Here is a 21,897-nt window from a genome sequence, read left to right as displayed (position 1 = left end):
GACATCGTTTTGGTTAGTTAGCCGTTACCGTATGAACACGGCGATTTTATGCGGCTTTTTTATTTTAATTTCCGGGTCCATCAACTATACAAAACTATAATTTCAACATAGTTATAGTCGTGTTTAGCAAACAAGCTTTTCAGTCTCTCTATTACGATCACACCCTAATTACTATTCAGCCATTTCTTTTTCTCTTTTTAATCCTTTTCTCACATTTTTATAGTGTTATAAATATTTTAAATACCATTACATATATTAGTTTTGGGATAGCAATCTGTTGCATTGCATCGCCCCAATTTGCTATTGCACTACGCTATCCCGCTAATACATAATTTAACCTTCATACACATTTTATTCATTTGACGGTGCTGCTATTTTTTTAATGTATAGGTAACATCTATTTGCACAAATTAATGTTGAGTGTATTAAACGCACTTACTAGGCTGTGGCGTTGGTTGACCGTCACATCCTCCCTCATTTGTCACCTAGGGTCACTTCCAACTCAGTGACCCTTTTTATAATTTCTTGCCTCAAAGTTTGTAGGCTAAATATAAAAGTAGCTAATCTATTCAAAGATAAACTAGCTGCTTTTTTTCTTTTTACGATTGCTTAAGAAATAGATATTATACATATTTAAATTATCTTCCAGAAGATGCATTTAGAGATTTGAAAGAGTTAACTTTTCATCAGATGCTTTTTAAACAGATTTAGCGGTTTACTGTTATTCAACTAAACTGAGCAGGTTAGTTGAATAGCGTTGTTTAACTTGTGTTCAACAATCGGGCCATTTTATTGCATTAAGTTAATTGAGCTAACGAGGCAGAATAGCATATTCCTTGGCAAAAAAAGACTCAAGCATATTTACGCTTGAGTGAATCAATCCCGACTTGCATCGTAAAGCTTCTGTGCCAAATAAGTCGGTCTTGTGCGTGTATCTGTAAAGTGGTCCCCATCGCCAACGATCAGGCGGAACAGACCCAGTCGTATTGACATATGGGGATTCCAACCGAAGCCTTCCCCTTGAGGCAATATATTATCTTGGTAGAAGTATACGTAGCTTTTTGGGGTTTGTAGCGCATAGAACGCTTTAAGATCCAGTTTCTCGAAAAGCGGTTTAGCCGGCTCCGGAGCTACACTTTTATAAAAAAGTTTAGCATTCTCGGTGGTGGCAGTATTTACGAACAAAGCTCGAAACAAATCAAACGGAAGCATGATTGTGTCGTCATTGGACATGGCTCTAAGCTGTTCAAAACCTTTTCTCGTTTGAGGCGGTAACTCATCAACAAGCGATTCTCCGTCTTTTAATACAAACGCATCCCAGAAGACCAAACGTTTAATACGATCAGGTATCTGTTCAGCAACTTTTTGGATGACTGTTCCACCAAAGCTGTGTCCAACGAGAATAAAATCGTACAAGTTCAGGTGTCTAATATAATCAACGACTGATTTTGTAATCATTGCATGAGTGACATTTTTATTTGGATCAGTTCCATGGCCTGCGTATTCTGGAGTGTAAACTATGTTCCCTTGACTACGCAGTACCGTTGCTACGCCATCCCAAAAGTGAACATCAGCCCAGGAACCATGCACGAGGACAAAGGTGAGCCGTTGAGAATGCCTAAAACTTCCTTCCAATTCTATGGGATAATGCTCCCACAACCAGCCTGCTTTGGAATAAGGATTATAATATTGTCCCTGCGGCACAAACTGGTAATAAGAATTTGGAATTTGATTTTCCCCCGAATGATAAGAAAACACGTACAACATCCTCTCCGAGACGATATAATCAAACTTATTCCTCAGGCTTCGAAAAAATACATTTCCTGTTTTGAAATGGGAATACGATAACATTAAGTATGAAACCATTGAACAAGCTTTGGAAAGAATAAAAAGCGAGGATTAAACTAGCGGCGCTTTACTTCAATAACGTTGTTCAACAAAAGGGCGCGATTATGGAATAAGTATTCTTTTCCTATTCAACTAACGGAAGTTTAGTTAAATTTTCGATTCATGAAAACTAAAAAGACAGATTTTCTACACGTTTCGTAGATTAATTCTGTCTTTTTAGTTTTAACAGCGACAATCTTTGAGAAAACACCCTCCTTTAAACAAGTCTCCCTCTTCATATAAAAGGTTATTTTCCATCCAATCATCATACTTTTCCTTACGAGCATGATCGAACAACTTGGTATATGCTCGGGTAGTTTGATACATCTCATGTCCCAACAAGCACCTTTCCGATTCTATGACAAGCTGTCTGAGCCTATAACTTCTTTCTCCTATCTGACACTAGCCGAACACTTCCCTAACCTACTTGAGCCTTTGAAAACAGCCCCCTTCTTAGCCCCAAACAAAATATATTTATCTATACATAAAAACCTACATGCAAACATAAAAATAATCAGTGGATAAAATATATCTATCATATATCAACTATGCCAGGGATAAAGACTACTTTCATATCACGCCCTACCTTTCCTTAACAATAAAAAACTGCCCCAAAAGTGAGTTAATCACTTTGGGACAGTTTCTATGTTGATCAATTATTGCTTTTTGTAGTATTGCTCAATTCCGTTATAGATAGAATCTGCAAATTTATTTACGTATTCATCAGTTGTCATTTTTTGGCGATCCCCGTCATTTGTTAAGAAGCCAAGTTCCACTAAAATGGATGGGATACTCATATTATTAATGACATAGTATGGATATTGCTTAACGCCACGATTCTTCATATTTAAATTGTTGACAATTTGATTATTTACAAAAGTGCCTAACTCTATATCCTCCTGATACATATCTCCAGCTGAAGCAGCATAATATGTTTCAGTACCTGATGCTGATGTACTGGAAGCAGAGTTTACATGCACACTCACGAAAATCTCACCAAAGTTTGCACTTGTAAAGTTTACTCGATCTTGTAAAGTTGGATACGTATCAGCAGTACGAGTCATGTACACTTTTGCACCAGCATTCTCAAGCTTTTGCTTAACTAGTGTGCTCACTTTTAATGTAATGTTCTTTTCAGAGAAAGAACCTAGTACTGTCCCTGGATCCTTACCACCATGACCTGGATCTAGGATAATAATACGATTTTGCAACGGTTTGCCATTTTGATTTAATAATTTTATATACGATTTATGGACATAACCAGCTTTACCATTGTATTCGATGTTTGCCCAATAACCATTAATTCCGTTAACTTTAACAGAGTCGCCCTTGTTAAGCTTAAATAGCACTGTAGAAGTTGCATTTGCTTCACTACGGACATTTAGGTTTCCAACAGTTGCTCGTCCTAATACATCACCTGAAGCTGTAGGTGGTGTTGTAGGTGGTGTTGGATCAGGTTGTTCGTCTTTACCCGTTTCTGTTGTGCTGTTCGCTACAATGTAACCTGGTAAACCATTCACTTGCGTTAAATGATAACCGCCAGCAGTCTTATAAACTGGTAATTTTACATTCGCTTTAATAGGTTGAATGATTTTTGCTGAAGAAGTTGGTTTGACATATAAGTTAATAGCCCCATTAGATGTCACTTCTTTTTGGACAGCCCCTAACTCATTGCCATCTGCATCTAAAAATTGTGCATAATCTTTATAAAGATAAGCATATGCACCTTTATATGATACCTTTAGCCATTTGCCCTGAACTTCATAAACTGATAGTTTGCCGCCTTTATTAACTGTACCAACAATGTTAGTATTTGATGAACTATCCGCTGTTTTGCGGATATTTAGACCATCTGTCGTTACTTTGACTAGCCCAATAACCTCTTTTGTATCAGGTACAGATGATCCTTTTACAGGTAGCTCTAAACGGAATTTCTCATTTTTTGCACGTGCTACAAATAATGAAAAGTGTGCACGTGTAACGGTATTATTCGGTAAATAATTTTTACCACTACCATTTGTAATACCATTATAGTAAATTGTATTTACATACTTAACGTAAGGGTGTGTAATACTTACGTCAGCAAATGGTGAATCTAAGTTTTCATATTCACTTGTGTCTAAGTTAAATGCCTTTGTTAATACATGGCTCATTTCATCACGAGTAATAGCCTTTTTTGGTAAGAACTTGCCTTGTGTATTCGTTGAAAAGAACCCTAATTGCACAGCTCTTTCGATATAACCTGACATTTCAGTACCTACTGTTACATCCGAAAAACTTGATTTGTTTACGACTAATGGTTTATTACCAGAGGCAACGACAACCATTTTTGCCACTTGTTCACGTGTTACAGAATCATTTGGACCAAAGACTCTTTTCCCATTTACAAAATATCCTTGGATAACACCCAAGCTCACTAAATAATTGATTTCTTCATAAGCTTCGTGATTTTTGGAGATATCTGCAAATGTTACATTTGTAGTTGTATCTGCCATTACACTATCACTATGTATAGTAAACATAGAAGCTGAAATGAATAAGACGCACAACAAAATAAGACTACTTTTTTTAAGATTCAATGTCTTATTTCCTCCCTTCCTGTTCTCTTAACGTATTCATTTTAACAAAATTAACTAAATAAATCATCATCCGACAGCACTTTTCATGTTTATTTTTTCCAATCACTTCCTTTTCAGTGGAATTATCATAAAAATAGAAGAGTCTGCAATTGCAAACTCTCCTCTAATTATAAGCTATTTAAAAGATCTTTTCTTGCAATCAATGCATCAATGAAAATATTATCTAGATTGTAATCTTTCAATAAACATTTTTAGCTCTTTAATTTTTAGTAATTCATCCATACCAAAGCTGCCATTGCCATCTCCATTAGTAACACCGTTCGATGCAAGAATAGAAACATATTGATTAGCCCAGCTATCTTGTGGTACATCACTAAATGTTACTTCTTGACCAGCATTCTCAAGTCCGAACGCTATAACTAATACTTTCGCAATTTGTGCGCGAGTAATTGGTGAAGATGGATTGAATTTACCACTTGCATCACCTTCAAAAATACCTAATTTTGCAACAGCTGCAATAGCACCTGCATGCTCATATGTTGGTTTTATATCGACAAAACCACTATTTTTGTCAGATGTATCTAAGTTTAAAGCTTTCGCAATTTGTGAAGCAGCTTCCGCACGTGAAGCATATACTGTAAAATCAATTGCTACTTTCTTTACTTCAGCTTGTTGTTCTTCGTCAAATGTAGCAACTCGTTTAGCGCCAATGTAGCGAGAACCCCAATAATATGGATCATTTACGTTCGAATAACTAACACCTTGGTTAGTTTGAGAGTGGATCATTTTACCGTCACCTATGTATATAGATACATGTGAGACACCTTTGCCACTTGTATTGAAAAATAGTAAATCTCCAACTTGAAGATCACTTTTAGCAACTGCTGTCCCTTGTTGATATTGAGCGCCTGATGTGCGGTTTAATGTGATGCCTAAATCTGCAAATACTTGAGAAGTAAAGCCAGAGCAATCAAAACCGCTTGTAGTTGTCCCACCGTATTTATATGGAATGCCTAAATATTTAGAAGCTGTATCAGTGACTTCAGTTTTAGTCGCTGCTTCAGCTGAATCTATATGAGTTGTAGTAAATAACATGAAAGATGCAAAAATCGGTAATAACCATTTTTTCTTCATACTTTTGTTATACCCCCTCTAAACTTTTTTGCCTATACATAGACTATCATAAAAGGAGGTATTTTAATTTTTCAATTGTGTAACGATTTCCGGAATAAACAAAAACGCTGATATACCAACGTTTTTTGGCATCATCAGCGTTAAAAATGGAAAAATTTTATTGGTTATTTATAACACTCGTAACATAAATGTAACATTAGCAACTCTTTGTTACATAACCATTTATTTACTCGAAAATAGTTGAACCCAATAATAATTTCCTTGGCGGTCCTGTGTAACCGCAACACCTGTATTTGTATAATGCTCCTTCATAATATTATCTCGATGGTCAGGAGAAGTCATCCATCCTTTTACAACGGTTTCGGGCGATATGAAATACCTTGCAATATTCTCGCCAAAGCTCGTGTAAGAATAATCAAATAATGTCGCTAAATCCCAAGGAGCACCATAATAAGGAGAAATATGTTCAAAATAATTGCGCTTAACCATGTCCTGGGCTTTTATAATTGCGATTTGTGTCAGTTCCGAATCATAGACAACAGGTGCTAGTTGGTTCTCTTCCCGTTCCACATTGATTAACCGAATGACCTCTTTTGACCAAGCTGTCGAAAGATTTATTGTTGGTATATAATCCTTTGCTAAATAATCATAAGCCACTTCAAGCTTCTTTACTTTTTGCTGAAAATTTATGCTACGTTCAACAAAAACTGCTGTTTGAGCCCGTGTCACTAACTTGTTGGGTGCAAAATGCTTAGCATCTATTCCGCCAATAATTCCTATGTCTGTTAGTGATTCAATATAGTTTTTTGCCCAGTGTGTTGGAGAAACATCATCAAATTTGCTTTTATTTTTACCATCCACTTTAAACTGATAGGCTAGTGCTAGCATTTTTGCAACTTCCGAACGCTTTAAAGGCTCATTTGGATGAAAGGCATCACTATTTTGTAAAACCCCTAAGCCTACAAGTTTTTGAATTTCCTTGTAATACGGATGTGTAGCAGGAACATCTTTAAAGTGTAGTGAAATCGAAGTATCTTTGTTTGTTTGAATAGACCGAGCAATTGCAGATGCAGCCTCTGCCCTCGTAATAGCTTGCTCCGGCTTAAATGTATTGTCAGTATATGTAGTCATATATTGCTTCGACAGCATATGTTGAATCGACGAGCCTGCCCAGTATGAACTAGACACATCAACAGCTATGTTGGATGCTGCGTCCGCCTTACTAATCCCAGATAAATTTCCAATAGTTGTAGCTTGTAAAACAATTGAAAGTACCAATATACTTATCACCCTTTTAAACATGGCTACCTCCTATATTTAAATTATTTTAAATTATACCCCTCAAACACGGAAATAAAACTCCCTATTACATACGATTTCTTGATTGATAAGGTTTCACTTTTTTTGGAAATTTCATAGCTTTTTAAATTGTTTTCTATAGTATAGAAGGAGTCTCCCCAAAATATGCATTGGGAAAACTCCTTCTTGTTATTTCTATTCGATCATTTTTAAATATTCTTCTAGAATGCGGTAGTTATATACTAAATCCTGCTGCTCCAGTGAAAGTGAGTTATATAGTTTTTGAGCAGCTAACACCTTTTTCTCAAATGACGTGTTGTCTGGATCAATAACAGAGATGGCTTGAACTACTTTTTGAACAGCCTCTACATCCTTTTCAGCTTTCTTTAATACGTCCTCATTGATGACTTGCGCTCTTAATTTCGAGTCTAACGCTTTATAGGCTGCAACTGCATTCGCTACATCTTCTAAATACGTTGAAGAGGTTGGTGAAAGGCTAGCTATTAATTCAACGACTTTCTTTACATCGGCCATACTTTTCTCCGCTTCTAACAAGATCGAATAATTCGTAATCCTTTGCTTATCTGTCGTATTTAAGCTATCGTACTCTTTTCGTACTGCTTCCACCATACCAAAGTAAAACTTGTCCTTTGGATTTAAATTAGCAATGTTCTTATATACTTTTATTACGTTATCTAATGATAATAATAGATCATCATTATAGACGTAACGTCTTTGCTCGGCATTTAGCTTATCATAGGCTTTTAAGATTTTTTGATATTGACTATTCATGTCTTTGGCCGTAAGTAGTCGATCAATATCCTCGACAACACTAATAACAGGCTTTAAAAGCTTCTCTTGATCTTGTAACACTTTGTAATTTTGTACGGCTCTTTGTTGATCCTTTGGTAAAGCGTTATAAGCTGCACGAATTTCCTGAATACGTTTCACATATTGCTTCGGATCTACAGACGGCAAATCATTAATCATCTGCATAACATTACCAGCACCTAAAATACTTGTTTCTGCTGCTTGTAATAAATAATAGTTTGTTACATATTGCTTCTTATCTGCCGCTAGCGCGTCATAAAGCGCACGTGCCCGAACTGTATCCTCAAGATATGTACTACTTGAAGATTTCAGTTTATTAATTAATTCAATCACCTGAGATACAGGCTCATAGTTTTGTAGAATATCGATATTATTAATATATTTTTTCTGATCTTTATTTAAATTATCATACGCCTTACGCGCAGAATTGACCTTGCTGACAAAATTATTGGATTCCGGATCCAAATTATTAATTTGCAGCATCACATTTAAAATAGGTTTTACCTCTTTTTCACGTGCTGTTAATTCTTTAATATTAGTGACTAATTTCTTTTGATTCGAAGTTAGCTGATCATACGCTACACGTGCATCCAGGAGCTTCGTTAAATAGTCGCCATCTTGTTGTTTCGTTAAATCAATAAGCTCGACAACTTTTTGTGCTACTCCATACTCATTTTCTGCTGCTACAAGTGCATCATAATTAATGATTACTTGTTGCTTCTCTTTAGGTAGTGCATCGTACATCTCTCGTGCTGTTTTCATATCTTGGTAAAATGTCTTGCTTGATGGCTTTAATGTTGCAATGAGGCCAATCAATGAAGCCACATCTTCAACTGCAGTTAGATTCGTATAGTTCGTCACACGTTTTTGTGATACTGTATCTAGTGCATTATAAGCCTTACGCGCAGCGAGTACTTTTTTCGTGTAATCCTTACTTGTTGGATTTAAGGCATCGATCATTTGAATAACCTTAATAACAGCCTTATTATTTTTTTCGTAAGTAGTTAAAGCTTTTGCCTGCTCTACTAGTTTCTTCGCATTTTTATCCATTGTTTTGTACTCTGCAGATAATGCAGCTACCTTCGCGACAAAAGTATCAGGATTTTCATTCGCTAATGCTAAAACACGATCATCAAATGCCTTGGCTGTATCGATATAGCCCTGTGCTTTTGTTAATTCACCACTATTGACTACCTGCGATTTAAGGGCTTCAGCCAAATTATTAAACGCGCTATTTGCTTTCGCTACATTGTCTTTATATGTCTTTTGAGATGGATTTAAGGCGTTTATTTGCACAATCACTTCTATTACAGCAACCTTATCACTTAAATTATTATGATTTCTTACATACCCTTGTTTTGTCTCGTCCAACTTTGCGTAAGCTGTATAAGCAGATTTCGCCTTTGAAATATAACTTTTAGATGTTGGATCTAACTTTTCTAACTTTTCAAATTGATCAATAACATTGACGACTGCCTTATGTGATTTCTCTAAATCTGTTAGGATTTTAATGTTTGTCACAAGTTTTTTAGATGCTGATGGAAGTGCATTATAGTCGGAGCGTGCTTTTAGCATATCAACTACTAAATTATTAGACTTACTTAAATTATCAATTTGACTAATAACAGCTGCTACTGCTAGTTCTTCATTTGCAAGTTGCGACAATTTAGTCTCAAGCTTGTTTTTAATTTCATTTAACGCTGCTGCATCGCTACTATTCCCAACATCTAACGCAGTTACTTTAGTTCGTAATGCCTCTAGTTGTGCTTTGTAATCCTTCATAGATGAGTTTAGTGCATTTACTTGTTTCGATAAATCAGCATATTGGAAAAACAACTTTAATTTATCGCTATTTTTCACTAATGCCTTTTCACTCTCTCCAAGCTTGTCATAGGCAGCTTGGGCAGCAAGTGTTTTGCTTTCGAAAGTAGAAGATTTAGGGTCTAAGCCGTCGATTAATTTTTCCACGCTTAGCACTGCTTTATTAGCCGAAGACAGATTTGATAAGGCATCCGTATACTTTTTATAAGGTGTTACAGAATCGTTGTTTGGATTATGGGCTACGACCACTTTCTTTTGATTCGCTGTTAGTGGATTATAAGCTGTCGTAACTTTTTCTAGCTCTGCAGAAATGGCTGTATAGTTATTTGGGTCGTTCTTTAATAACTCTACTAAATCCTCTAGTGCTTTAGTGGCTGGTAGTACAGCAGTTGCATCTCCTTTTAAATTAGTCAACTTCGCAATATCTGCGCCCTTTGTTTTAAAATAAGTATCGCGTTCTGCATCAGTATAGCCATATTGTAAGGATGTGCCGCGAATAGTCGAAGCAATACTGCTAGCTCCATTTGAATTTGCTAATTTGAAAGCTGTTTCGAATTTACTTTGAACACTTAGATAGGAACTTAAAAATGTTTCATAGGTACCTTCAACAGCTGCAACATCCTTTATAAATGACTTACTTGTATATGTTAATGCATTAATGTTCTTTCCTATTTCCTGTAATTTCTCTAATTGTTGGCGTTGCCCGACAACATATTCATACTTCGCTTGAATAAATGCAATCTCATCGTTATTAAAATCTGTCGTACTTAGATTTTCTACATCACCCTTCGCAATAACCATTTCATCCGCTGTCGATTTCTCGGAAAGCTTTGCAAATTGTGCAATTATTTGTTCTTTTGTCGTTGCGGCAGCTACTCCGTTAACGTTGGCAACTTGCTCTGTTTGCGTTAATACGCGAGACTGTGCATCATTATTTTCTTGCGCATTCGCTATAGCTGTTGGTGCCAGTAATAGACTCGTTATAACTCCCGCTGTCAATTTTCGATTCAATCGAACCACCCTTTCATTTTTCGATTCATTACTTTTGTATCGGTGAAATTCATGTGATTTCAAGCCATTATTTACACTATTAAGCGTATCAAAAGTAATTTTTTATAATAACTTGATAGAAATACAGGAAGTTTTTTCTATTATACTATACAATAGTTTTATATGATGTTTTCCCATCATTCGACATGTAGTTTTTCATAGTGTTTTTTTGTCGAAATTATTGAAAAAAAACAGCTGTTTTTATATGTCAATATCGTTTAACAAGGTGTATACTACAACTTTGATATTTACTATTTTGGAAGAGAGGAAACTGTATATGTTTTACCGTTATAAATTTTGGCATAGCTTAAAAAATCCAACCTACTTTACTAAAATTGTAGAAGAAGGTGAGATTATTGGATACAAAAGACGTTCGTTAACGGTTTTCATCTTATTCATTCTGTTATTTACTGCTCGTGAATATTGGGGGATGGGTACTGAAACTTTAACGACATTGTTCGCAATGGATTTACATAATGAATACTACGTGGCTCGTTACCTTTCGATGCTTGGTGCCATTTTATGGGCTATTGTCTATTTTTGCTTCCATTATTACGGTGTTACCTACCTTTTACATCTATTAACGGACATTCCCTATACATGGATTAAAAAAGTCCAATTATATGTTGTCACATTTTTATTAATCGAAAAAACTATCTTGTTTGTTGTATTCTACTTAACCGGCTATACAACACTCTTTTCATTCTTTTCATTAGCGCCTCTTGCATTGCAGATGATGAGTACGGATTATGTCTTATTCTCACTTAATCAATTGACAGTGGCGACTATGCTAACAATTGTTGTACAGTACACATTCCTTTCTAAATGGGAGGAAGAGGCGAGCAGAAAAATATTAGTCGTAAAAATTATCGGCATACAATTATTCATGGCCTTATTTGTTGGTCTGATTAGTGTATTACCAATTAAAGAATGGATTATTAGGGGGTTAGGATAATGGCATTTATCAAATCAAAGCCTTGGACAAGCTTGACCATCGTATTGACAATGCTATTAGTCGGCGTAAATGCTTATTTTGTCTTTAAAGACGATAGCAAAATTACACGATCCTACTTTATCGATGAATTTCAAAAAGCTTATAAAGGTACAAATACAGAGCGTGTCAAAAAGGAAACGATTGTTGCACCAGCTGAAACATACACACTTACAGCCGATGCGACAAGCTTATCCGCAGTGAATGTAAAGCGTGGCCAAAAAGTATCTCCTAATGATGTACTAGCTTCCTTTAAAACAGAAGAAATTGATAATGAGTTAACAAAGCTTGAGGCAGAACGTGCAGCCTATGAAACTGAACGAAGTGATTTAGAAGATTCGCTTTCTCAAATCGAGAATGATTATGATGATGCTGATCCGAAAAGCTCCGTCAATACGGACCAAATAAACGGCACATTATCTGTCACACTACAATTGGAGCTAGGACAGCAAAGTTCACCATCGACAGCAATAGCCCTTTTGAATCGACATATTGCCGAAACAGATCGTCAAATTGCGCTAATGGATGCACAAATTGAACAAATACAGGCTCGCGAAGGTGTCGTTAGCCCAGTGGACGGTGTTATTGCAGCCGTTAAAGAAGAATCTGGGACAGTTACATTTGAAATCTATTCTACTGAAAAAACGATGCTTGCCTATTTATCAGAAGATGAATGGCAAAAAGTATCGGAAGGCCAAACCGTTGATTTTAAAGTAAAACATATGAAAGATTCCTTATCTGGTACTGTACTAGAAAAACAAACGATTGCAACAGATGATTCTTCTATCTGGGGGAATGAACTTGCAAAAACAACAGATTTACCTCAACCAACGAATTATGAAGTAGTGTTGCAACAAGATGAAGCAATGGAGGACATTCCATTTTCGACTACTGGCAAAGCCTCTATTATTGTCAACGAAGCATCTGATTCTTATAAAATAGATAAATCGTGGGTGCATGCTACTAAAAAGAAAGGTAAAAAAATATACATTGTTGGACCGGATGGAAAAATCGACATGAAGGATATTCATGTTAACTTTAAAACTGCACAGTCAGCTATTTTTACTGACAGTTTAGATGAAGGAACACCTATGCTATCCGATAAACAACGTAATCTTACAGCCTATGCTTTCCGTACAATGCCTGTCGAGAAAATTCAATGGAAACATTTCAAGAAATTAGATTGGAAACACTATGTTAAATATATTGTTTTCTAAATAACATACTATGAAAAAATCCGCTTCAATTTCTGTGAGCATGAAAAGAGCAGCAACGGTTTGCTCTCCTCACAGAAATCTACGCGGATTTTTTCATTGGTGATGATAAAAAAGACTAAATGACTTATTAAATAAAGTATGACTTTTCGCCAAAGCGAGGGGTTGATTTCCGTTCCGGCTGGGCGCTTTGTTGCTGACGCTTCGCTTTCGCACAGAGCAAAGCTTCCTGGGGGCGCCCAGCCTCCACTCCAATCAACTACTTCACATGACATACGTTTTAACAAAATGTCATCAAACTTTTGAGTTTTATCGAAACACTTTTACGTTTTATCGCCCAATTTTTGAATTTTATCGACTAACTTTCACGTTTTATCACCCAACTTTTAATTTTTATCGACATCCACCTGCCAAAGAGCAAAAAAAGATTCACACACGAAACTGTGCGTGAATCCTCACTTAGTGCTCATCTTCTTGCATCCGCGTAAATTTATAGTGATAAATTGGTAGCTCTGCAATGAATGTTATATGTACAGAAGCAAAACGTCAGCCCTCAAAATACTAGAACACAAACCCCTGTAGTTTTCAATCCTACAGGGGTTTGTCATTTGTGCTTTTATTATTTTAATGATAAGGATCTATTCAAGAAGCTTGAGAATTCTGCACGCGTAATTTGTGAGTTTGGTCTGAATGTATTATCTGGGAAGCCGCTTGTTAAGTTATTTGCTATAAGCGCTTGGATATCGCTATACGCCCAATGCGTCGATTTAACATCTGTAAAGTTTACTTTACCTGAGCCTGTTAATTTAAAAGCTCTTGTTAAAATTGCCGACATTTCAGCACGTGAAAGCTTTCCGTTCGGGTTGAACTTCCCTACTTCTTGCCCTTTAATAATCCCAGCTTGCTCTACTGCAGCAATGGAGCTGTATGCATAATGGTCCTTGCTAACATCTTTAAAGTTCGACTCTTTCGATGTTGTTAAATTAAGAGCCCTTGCAATAATAGTAGCTGCCTCTGCACGTGTAATGGAAGCTTCTGGTTTAAATGTTCCATTCTCGTATCCTTTAATAAGAGATTTATTATACAAGCTTTGGATTTCTGAGAAAGCCCAATAACCTTTCGCTACATCTGTGTAGACTAATTCCTCATGATTGTCTTGATACACAGCTTGTAATTGATCGAAATACAGTTGACCTTTCTTTTGAAGAGAGGCTGTAGGCTGTGCAACGTATAATCGTTCGAACTTCAATGGTAGTGTCACATCATTTGGGATTTTCGCAGTGACATACTTCCAACCATTCCAGTCCATACCGCCTTGGCTAGTGAAATCAATTGTCTGTTTTGCTCCTGAACCATCTACAAGTACTCCACGAAGCCATTGCTTTCCACCATCGCCAAATACCCAAACGCCTATGTTATTTGGCTTTCCATTAAGAGGAATCGGTGATTTAGCTACCATATAGGCTGCTTTCGTATCAGATCCTGCTGTTGTAAAATCATAATTTAACTTTAAGCTAGCCGTTCCCTGTCTAGCATAGTCTTTAGAATTTGTTACTGATGCATTTGCTTTCGCAACTTCCACTGTCCATGATGAAGCATTATCGAAGCTATCTAGTAAAATAGGTTTTTCTGCTAAATCAACCACTTTCACAGTTGTCGATGTTCGCACACCGTCATACTCACCGATAATTTTGCCTTCCCCTTTTTGCGTAGCTGTGAAGGTTGCACCGTCCATCTTACCGATATTGCCCTCAACCGTCCAGTTCATCTTAGACGGGTTGATTGTCATAGGATTTAAGTATTGATCGTAAGCACTAGCTACTTTCATGTCAACGGATGAACCTTTCATAACTTGGTTCACATTGTTTAACGTAATAGATTTTGCTTTCCCTGGTGGCGCTGTATTGACAACCTGTAAAATGGCTGACACACGTCGTTCGCTGCCTTCTGAAGGTTTATTCACAAGGTTCGCATAATAGCCGCCCGGATTTCGAGCAACCATCGCTGTAGATCCGCCTCCATCAAGGTTAATGGCTGAAGAAGCGCCCTGTGAAATCAAATAAGAAGCTAAATCTGTTAAATTAGTACCATTACTATGATCACTTAATCTACCATCTACTGTTACAAGAGACACTTTTGTACCAGTTGCATCTACTGCCACCGCAGTACGAGGACTGCGCGTTGAAGCAAATCCAGAGTTCGTTGGCATAGAAATTTCCACTTTGCCATTTTTAACCAACATAGGGCCTGCAGCTAAAATAAATTGAGCATCCATCCATTTTTCATCAATAGATAGATTTACGTCAATGTTTGTCCCCGCAGCTATTTGGCTGCTTAATTCAGTTGCTAGTTCTTTATTTTGCACCGAAATAACAAAGCCATCAGATGGAACTGTTGAATTCCCTTCTGCACCGTACGCAGTTACCTTTGAAACCGTCCCAGAAAGGCGATCTCCGAAATGTAATACTTTCATATCTTGACTAGCATTTGAGACAACAATTTCCATACCCCAATTATTTGTACCTGTTGTACGTTTATCAGGTGTATATAATACTATTTTATCTGTCTTTCTTTCTGTATTGATAAGATCAATCGGATAACTTTTACCATTTACTTGAAAAGATAGATTCGTAGAATAATAGTCTGCGATTGCCTTCCCTGTTTTTGATAGACCAAAAGCAACAGGCTTTTGTGTTGGACTATCATATGTATCTCCCAAAATACCATAGTTAATAATTTCATTCTTTTCAGCTAACAAGTTAGCAGGCATACCATTTCCTAAAAAATAAGATGCATTGACAGCACCAACAACGCGATGTCCATCATATGTGTTTTGCTTTGCCATATTCGTCGTTGTTAAAAGTGAGTTAATCGGTTTCGGAACACCGATTTCAAGTTTTGTATATGTATTATTTAAATTAACATCTAAAACATTGACAAACTCACGAACAGAATTAGAATTAAAAGTTTGCTGTATGTGCATTACTTGCGGCGATATTTCTTTCTTCTCTTCTTTTACTTTATTATCAAAAACTGCTGCATTTGCATAGCTTGGATTTACTGCTAGCATTAAAACGAAACATGCTACAACAATTGTTACTAGTTTTTTTGCCAATTTTCTCAACTCCGAATCAAAAAGTATGGCACGAAGTCATGTTGTGAAACTCATTCGTGCCAGGGACTTCATTTATTTTGTTTCTACATAAATAGCTACGGGAAGATTTACTCCGCCGGCATGCATGAATTCTAACTCAATCGTTTCAGATGAACCCTTCATCTTGTAATCTGGCAATTCAACATATTCTGTACCTACTCTCAATGTAGGCACTAGATACACTTTGCCATTGACCTTTACTGCACCACTATAGATGCCACCTCGACCAGCTAATTTAAGCTTGATCGTTTTTGTCTGTCCTGTTTGATTTACAAGTGGAATCGACACCTTATAGTTCATTCCGAAATGACCTGGATTCCCTATTGCACCATTGATTTGTGACAGTGAATTTTGTGCTGTTAGCAAATTGTCTGTTCGATCATTTGAAATGCTATAACCTACTTCTGGTGAATCTACTGTATAAGCAGGAAGATCTGCTTGAATAGTAGAGTTCGTCCAGGCACCTCGTGGGTGCATCGCAGATACATCAATCGGAACAGGATCTGATAAAATGCTTGTTAAATTACTATTATTCTTTGTTAATACTGTGCGAATCGTATACTCTGGAGTCCCACCATTGACAGCTTGAATATCTAGCTCATGTAAAAATCCAATGATATAATCACGGTGCAAACCATATGATTCGATTACCTTTGTTTCTCCTGGTGCGATGACAATCCCTTTACTGCTAGATTTTTTAAATTTATTATTAAACGTTGCATCAGCAATAGTTAACCCAATATCATGGCCAACCCAGCTATTTCCCGTTTGTTGGCTAGTCCCTTTAGAGTCGATTACTTGGATGCTTTCAGTGCTAGAAGTATTTTGAACTGTAATACCGATTTGTACATCTGTCCCTAACGTATTGTAATGCCAGCCAAATACTCGATGTTTATTTGTAGCTGCTGTTGCTTTCACTTGATATTGGGAAAGTGTAGCATTAGAGTTAGGAATCAGCTTGCTCGTTAACGTTTCTGGATTATCACTTATCAATAAATCACGATCTCCTTCTAAACGAGCAGAAGGAACATTTATAGGCCTTGCTGTAGAACCATAAGATTTTTCAAGGAAAGAGCTTGTATACATATATTGATAAACATAAATGTACAATTCTCTTTTATTTTCGATATAACGTAAATTCCCGCCTAATGTGTTGACAATAAAACTAACAGGAACATACATTTTTCCATTTTGCATAAATGGTTTTTCTTCCATTGTCACAACTTCATCATTTACTAGAACTTGGTTACTATTTTCCTTGAAAAGAAAGCTCGTTCCCGCAATTTGCAATTCAAACGATTTATCTGGTAACAATGTGCCAGAAGAATCTTCTAAGTTATCATATATATAATTAGCCGGAATATAGGTTCTCGATTGCTTTACGATAATTGGATCCTGCATTACAATACGTTCGTTATTAATATGTAAAATATATGGGTCTCCTTGAGTCTCATCTGTTAAGGAAATATCAACAGTTTGTGTAGTAGGATTCCAGTTCACGTTACCACCAAAATTTTCACTAACGAAACGCAATGGCATGTAAGTGCGATCCTTATACATAAATGGTGCAACAACCATTGGCACCTTTTGTCCATCCACTAAGGCAGTCTTTGAATTTACTGTTAAATTAACCGACTTGCCATCTCGAATAGCTGACGCAGTAAGTGTTTCTTTCTTCCAGTCCACACTAGCACCAACCGCCTCATACAAAGCTCTCATAGGTAAAAAGATATAATCAGATTTATTTAAAACCGGATCATTCACTTTGAGCTTCTCACCATTGATATTAATAGAAACATTATTCTTAATGTGAATCTTGTCACTAGCTGCTGATGCAGAGGCTTGTCCAGGTAATATCGTGGCCAAAGCAACTGCGGTAATCATACATGTTGTCTTAAATTTATTAAACATCTCAAACTCCTTTTTCCATAATTAATCTATAGGGTATCTTAACATGAAAAAAGTCCAAAAAGTGGTACTTAAATCGAAAAAAGTCGAATTGGGTACTGGAACCTAAACCCTATTCATGCAAAAGATGCATGGAAATCTTAGGTTTTTCCAACACCTATGAACTTCTTCTTTCAATCTCTTGAATGTCCATTAATTCTTTCCTTACAGGTATAGCTATATATAGGGAAAGAAACATAAAATTAACAATCACTCGTCTTAGAAACTGACACTTATTACTTTAAAATGCCTTGTTCGAAAAAATATAAATCTTGCAAAGGAACAGTTGGTAAAATCGCACCGAATCATTTAGATCGCCCATTTAAAGCAAATGCTCCAAACGAAAAATGGAATACGAACATTACGGAGTTTAAATTATTTGGAGGAAATGCTTTATTGGTGAAATCATTACGTCACGATTGTTCTCGTCCAATATATTCGCTTGTTTCGGAGATGTTAGAATAGACTTTTTATATTACAGCAGTTGGTACTAGTTTTCTTATATTCTTCATTTCGAATTAAAAAGTATGGCACGAAGTTATGTTGTGAAAAACATTCGTGCCAGGGACTATATTATTTTGTTTCTACATAAATGGCTACTGGAAGATTTGCTCCGCCTGCATGAATAAGTTCTAATTCAAGCTTATCTGATGGACGCTTCATCTTGTATTCAAACTCAACATATTCTGAGCTTGTTCGCAACGAAGGCACTAAGTAAACTTTGCCGTTGAACTTCACTGCACCACTGTATAAGCCACCTCGACCAGTTAACTTAACCCTGATCGTTTTTGTTTTTCCTGAATCATTTATAAGTGGAATCATTACCTTATAGTTCATACCGAAGTGACCAGGATTCCCCACTGCACCATTGATTTGTGACAGTGAATTTTCTGCCGTTTGCAAATGATCTGTTCGTCCATTTGAAACGTTATAACCTACCTCTTGTGTATCTACTGTATATGCTGGAAGATCTGCTTGAATAGTAGCACTTGGCCAAGCACCTCGTGGATGCATCGCATATTCATCAATTGCCACCGCGTCTGTTTTGATCTTTGTTAAATCACTATTACTCTTCGTTAATACTGTTCGAATCATATAGTCCGTACTTCCACCATTAACAGCTTGAATATCGATGTCCTGTAAAAATCCAATGACATAATTATCGAACAACTCGTATGTTTCAATCTGCTTTGTTTCTCCTGGTGCAATCACAATACCTGTACTATCAGATTTTTTAAGCTTTCCATTTAACGTTGCATCTGCAAGCGTTAAACCAATATCATGACCAAACCAGTCATTCCCAGTCATTTGCGTAATCCCTTTAGAACTGCTGACCTTAATACTTTCAGAGCTTGAAGTATTTTCAATTGTAATACCAATCTTTACTGCCGCTCCAAGCTTATTTAAATGCCAGCCAAATACTCGATGCTTATTTGTAGCTGAAGTGGATTTAACTTGATATTGTGCAAGCGTAGAATTTGATTTAGGTAATAGACTGTGTGTTAAATTTTCTGGATTATCACTGACCATCAAATCACGATCTCCTTCATAACGAGCAGAAGGAACAGGTTGAGGATATGATGTAGTACCAAAAGATTTTTCTAGGAACTCACTTGTATACATATAACGATAAACATAAATATACATTTCTCTTTTTTCGCTAATATAACGTAGGTTTCCTCCCAATGTATTGACAACAAAAGTAATAGGAACGTACATTTTACCTTTTTGAATAAATGGCTTTTCTTCTATTGTTACAGATTCATTGTTGATCAAAATGTTATTACTACCGTCCTTGAAGACAAAGCTTGTCGCAGCAATTTGTAATTCAAATGATTTATCTGGCAGCCAATTACCTGCCGAATCATCTAAATAATCGGATAAATAATCCGCTGGAATATAGGTTCTAGATTCTTTCGTAATAATTGGATCATCCATTACAATACGCTTATTATTTACATGTAAGATATATGGATCTTCTTGAGGTTTCTCTGAAGAACCATCTAATAAAATATCAACAGTTTGCGTAGTAGGGTCCCAGCTGACATTTCCATCTAAGTTTTCAGTAACAAAGCGTAATGGCATATATATTCTATCTTTATAGATGATTGGCGCAACATCCATCTCTACCTCTTGTCCATCTACTAAGGCTGTCATAGAATCAATTGTTAAATTAATAACTTTGCCATTTCGATTAGCTGATGCAGTAAGTGTTTCTTTGTTCCAGTCAACACTTGCACCAATCGCCTCATATAAGGCTCTCATAGGTAAAAGAAGGTGATCCGCTTTATCTAAAATGGGATCATTAATTTGAATCGTTTCTCCATCGATATTAATCGTAACATTATTTCGTATCTGAATTCCTTTGTCAGTAGCAGCTGACGCAGAGGTTTGTCCAGACAATACGAAAGCAAAAACAAGAGCTGCCACCATACATAAAGCCTTTAATTTGTTTAACATCCCTATCTCCTTTTTTCTACAAAAATTTACTAACTACTATTTACCATATTAACACGAAAAAAGCCCAAAATGTGGCATTCTTATTGAAAAAAGTAGAAATAGGTACTGTTAGCCTAAGGCAACATTCCTGCAAAAGCTCCATGGTGATTTACGGGTCTTCCAAGCCCCTAGGAACTTCTTCTATTCATCTCTTAAGTGTGTTCATTCTACTTATAGTTTTCACCTAAAAGAACGAATCATTAAGGGGAATCATAGAAACTGGCTTTCAAGAAATTTAGCACTTCAGCATAACGTGTGGTTGATTTTCTTTCCTACTGGGCGCTTTCCTGGGGGCGTCCGATGAGCCGCTTTTGGTGCTACCGCTACGTTAGCACTACGCTTTCGCACAGAAAACATCCGCTACGCTGCAGGGTCTCGGGCCAACAGATGTCTTTTGCGCGAAAGCGTGAGTGCAACGTAGCGGCAGCAGCACGATGTTGGTCACGAAGGCGTTATCACAGGATGTGATGATTTTAGCCTTCGTTCCCCTATTGCTGATTCCAAAGGAGTCGCCCAGTCTCCACTACAATCAACTTGAGGGTAAAAGTAAGACCTTGAGGATTGCCGTCCCCAAGGTCTTCTAAAATCAAGTATCTTTTTTTAGTTTTCCCATAGCCTCATCAAGCGTTTCGTATTGGATGTTATCATATTCCCAATTCAGGTGACGATTAATAGCCTTAGCTACCTCATCCCAAGTTGGCCGTATACAATCTTCCAAAATTAAATTTATTTCTTTTTCTATCAACGTCAAATCAAGTTCATTTACCAAAAAAGTTGCTCTGCCATCTAGTAACTTATCTTCTTCTAAAATTGAAAGTAATCTTTTAGGTGTCATAATCCTAAAATAAAAATATTCAACTCCCTCTGAATCAGCAGTCCCTATATCTGCACTTGCAGGGAGTACGAAATCATCTACTATCTCAGGCTCACCACGTAATAGAATTCTTTTCAAAACAGGAACTATCAAAAAAATCACTCCAAATCAAAAATTATTCAAGTTCGACATTCTGCTTAGTCTTTTTTATAGCTGCTTATTGACAGTGAGCAGTTCAAATCTACGTTTTTGCCTTTCACTATTCAAAAATAATCTTTATGACCGCCCCTTATACTACAAATCATATTTTATTCCTTCTCTTTTTTTATTGTTTTTCTCCATTTGTTAATCCAGCGCTCCTCCTGTACTAACCAATCTTTTTCTGACAAATCTAAATCACCAAAAAAACTATCAAATTCAATTGCTTTTCCATTTTTATCTGTTAACACTAATGTAGATCTTGCTGAATTAAAACTAAAATAAGGACAAATGTTATTTTTGCTAACAGCATCCTGCAAACAATGGTAACCTAAAATACCCGGTTTCTCACTGCAACATTTCGGTATCTCTTCTCCTTCATTTTCCTCAAAAGAGCAATAGCCTTCTAATACAATATGAGTCCATGACATATAAACATCTTCCTCTTTTCTAGTATTTATGTGGTTGAATTTTCGTCC

The 21,897-nt window shown here is 36.5% G+C and carries 12 protein-coding genes; 2 read left to right on the top strand and 10 right to left on the bottom strand.

The features are described from left to right. Positions 1–876: 876 nt before the first annotated feature. The 5 genes from B1B04_RS00940 to B1B04_RS00920 form a co-directional block, all read right to left on the bottom strand. A complete protein-coding gene (locus B1B04_RS00940) occupies positions 877–1,767 on the bottom strand; it encodes an alpha/beta fold hydrolase (protein WP_170938868.1) in 891 nt (296 codons plus the stop codon). 776 nt (positions 1,768–2,543) lie between these two features. Beyond that, complete coding sequence (locus tag B1B04_RS00935; protein ID WP_079559459.1) at positions 2,544–4,466, bottom strand: N-acetylmuramoyl-L-alanine amidase; 1,923 nt, start codon at positions 4,464–4,466, stop codon at positions 2,544–2,546. Positions 4,467–4,685: 219 nt separating this feature from the next. Further along, positions 4,686–5,600, bottom strand: a complete 915-nt coding sequence (locus B1B04_RS00930) for a C40 family peptidase (protein WP_079559458.1) — start codon at positions 5,598–5,600, stop codon at positions 4,686–4,688. A 222-nt stretch (positions 5,601–5,822) separates the two neighbouring features. Next, positions 5,823–6,902 (bottom strand): CAP and S-layer homology domain-containing protein, encoded by a 1,080-nt coding sequence (locus B1B04_RS00925; RefSeq protein ID WP_079559457.1) that lies wholly within the window; start codon positions 6,900–6,902, stop codon positions 5,823–5,825. 192 nt (positions 6,903–7,094) lie between these two features. After that, on the bottom strand, positions 7,095–10,562 hold the full coding sequence (locus tag B1B04_RS00920) for a hypothetical protein (protein WP_079559456.1): 3,468 nt from the start codon (positions 10,560–10,562) through the stop codon (positions 7,095–7,097). Positions 10,563–10,878: 316 nt separating this feature from the next. Between B1B04_RS00920 and B1B04_RS00915 the strand changes: the two genes are divergently transcribed. After that, entirely contained in the window at positions 10,879–11,556 is a 678-nt protein-coding gene (locus tag B1B04_RS00915) for a hypothetical protein (RefSeq protein WP_079559455.1), read from the top strand. Continuing rightward, entirely contained in the window at positions 11,556–12,809 is a 1,254-nt protein-coding gene (locus tag B1B04_RS00910) for an HlyD family secretion protein (protein ID WP_079559454.1), read from the top strand. Before B1B04_RS00915 ends, B1B04_RS00910 begins: the two co-directional genes overlap by 1 nt. A gap of 616 nt (positions 12,810–13,425) precedes the next feature. Here the strand turns inward: B1B04_RS00910 and B1B04_RS00905 are convergent. The 5 genes from B1B04_RS00905 to B1B04_RS00885 form a co-directional block, all read right to left on the bottom strand. Then, positions 13,426–15,921 (bottom strand): S-layer homology domain-containing protein, encoded by a 2,496-nt coding sequence (locus B1B04_RS00905; protein ID WP_079559453.1) that lies wholly within the window; start codon positions 15,919–15,921, stop codon positions 13,426–13,428. Positions 15,922–15,993: 72 nt separating this feature from the next. Next, entirely contained in the window at positions 15,994–17,871 is a 1,878-nt protein-coding gene (locus tag B1B04_RS00900; RefSeq protein WP_079559452.1) for a copper amine oxidase N-terminal domain-containing protein, read from the bottom strand. Positions 17,872–18,480: 609 nt separating this feature from the next. Next, a complete protein-coding gene (locus B1B04_RS00895) occupies positions 18,481–20,367 on the bottom strand; it encodes a stalk domain-containing protein (RefSeq protein ID WP_079559450.1) in 1,887 nt (628 codons plus the stop codon). Positions 20,368–20,992: 625 nt separating this feature from the next. Then, a complete protein-coding gene (locus B1B04_RS00890) occupies positions 20,993–21,373 on the bottom strand; it encodes an Imm8 family immunity protein (RefSeq protein WP_079559449.1) in 381 nt (126 codons plus the stop codon). 155 nt (positions 21,374–21,528) lie between these two features. Beyond that, positions 21,529–21,849: a hypothetical protein gene (locus tag B1B04_RS00885; protein ID WP_079559448.1), complete on the bottom strand. Its 321-nt coding sequence runs from the start codon at positions 21,847–21,849 to the stop codon at positions 21,529–21,531. Positions 21,850–21,897 lie beyond the last annotated feature (48 nt).

This window comes from Lysinibacillus sp. KCTC 33748 (genome assembly GCF_002237755.1).
Taxonomy (GTDB): Bacteria; Bacillota; Bacilli; order Bacillales_A; family Planococcaceae; genus Lysinibacillus.
Note: the sequence above shows the minus strand (reverse complement) of the source record. Positions and strands in the feature narration are given on the sequence as shown.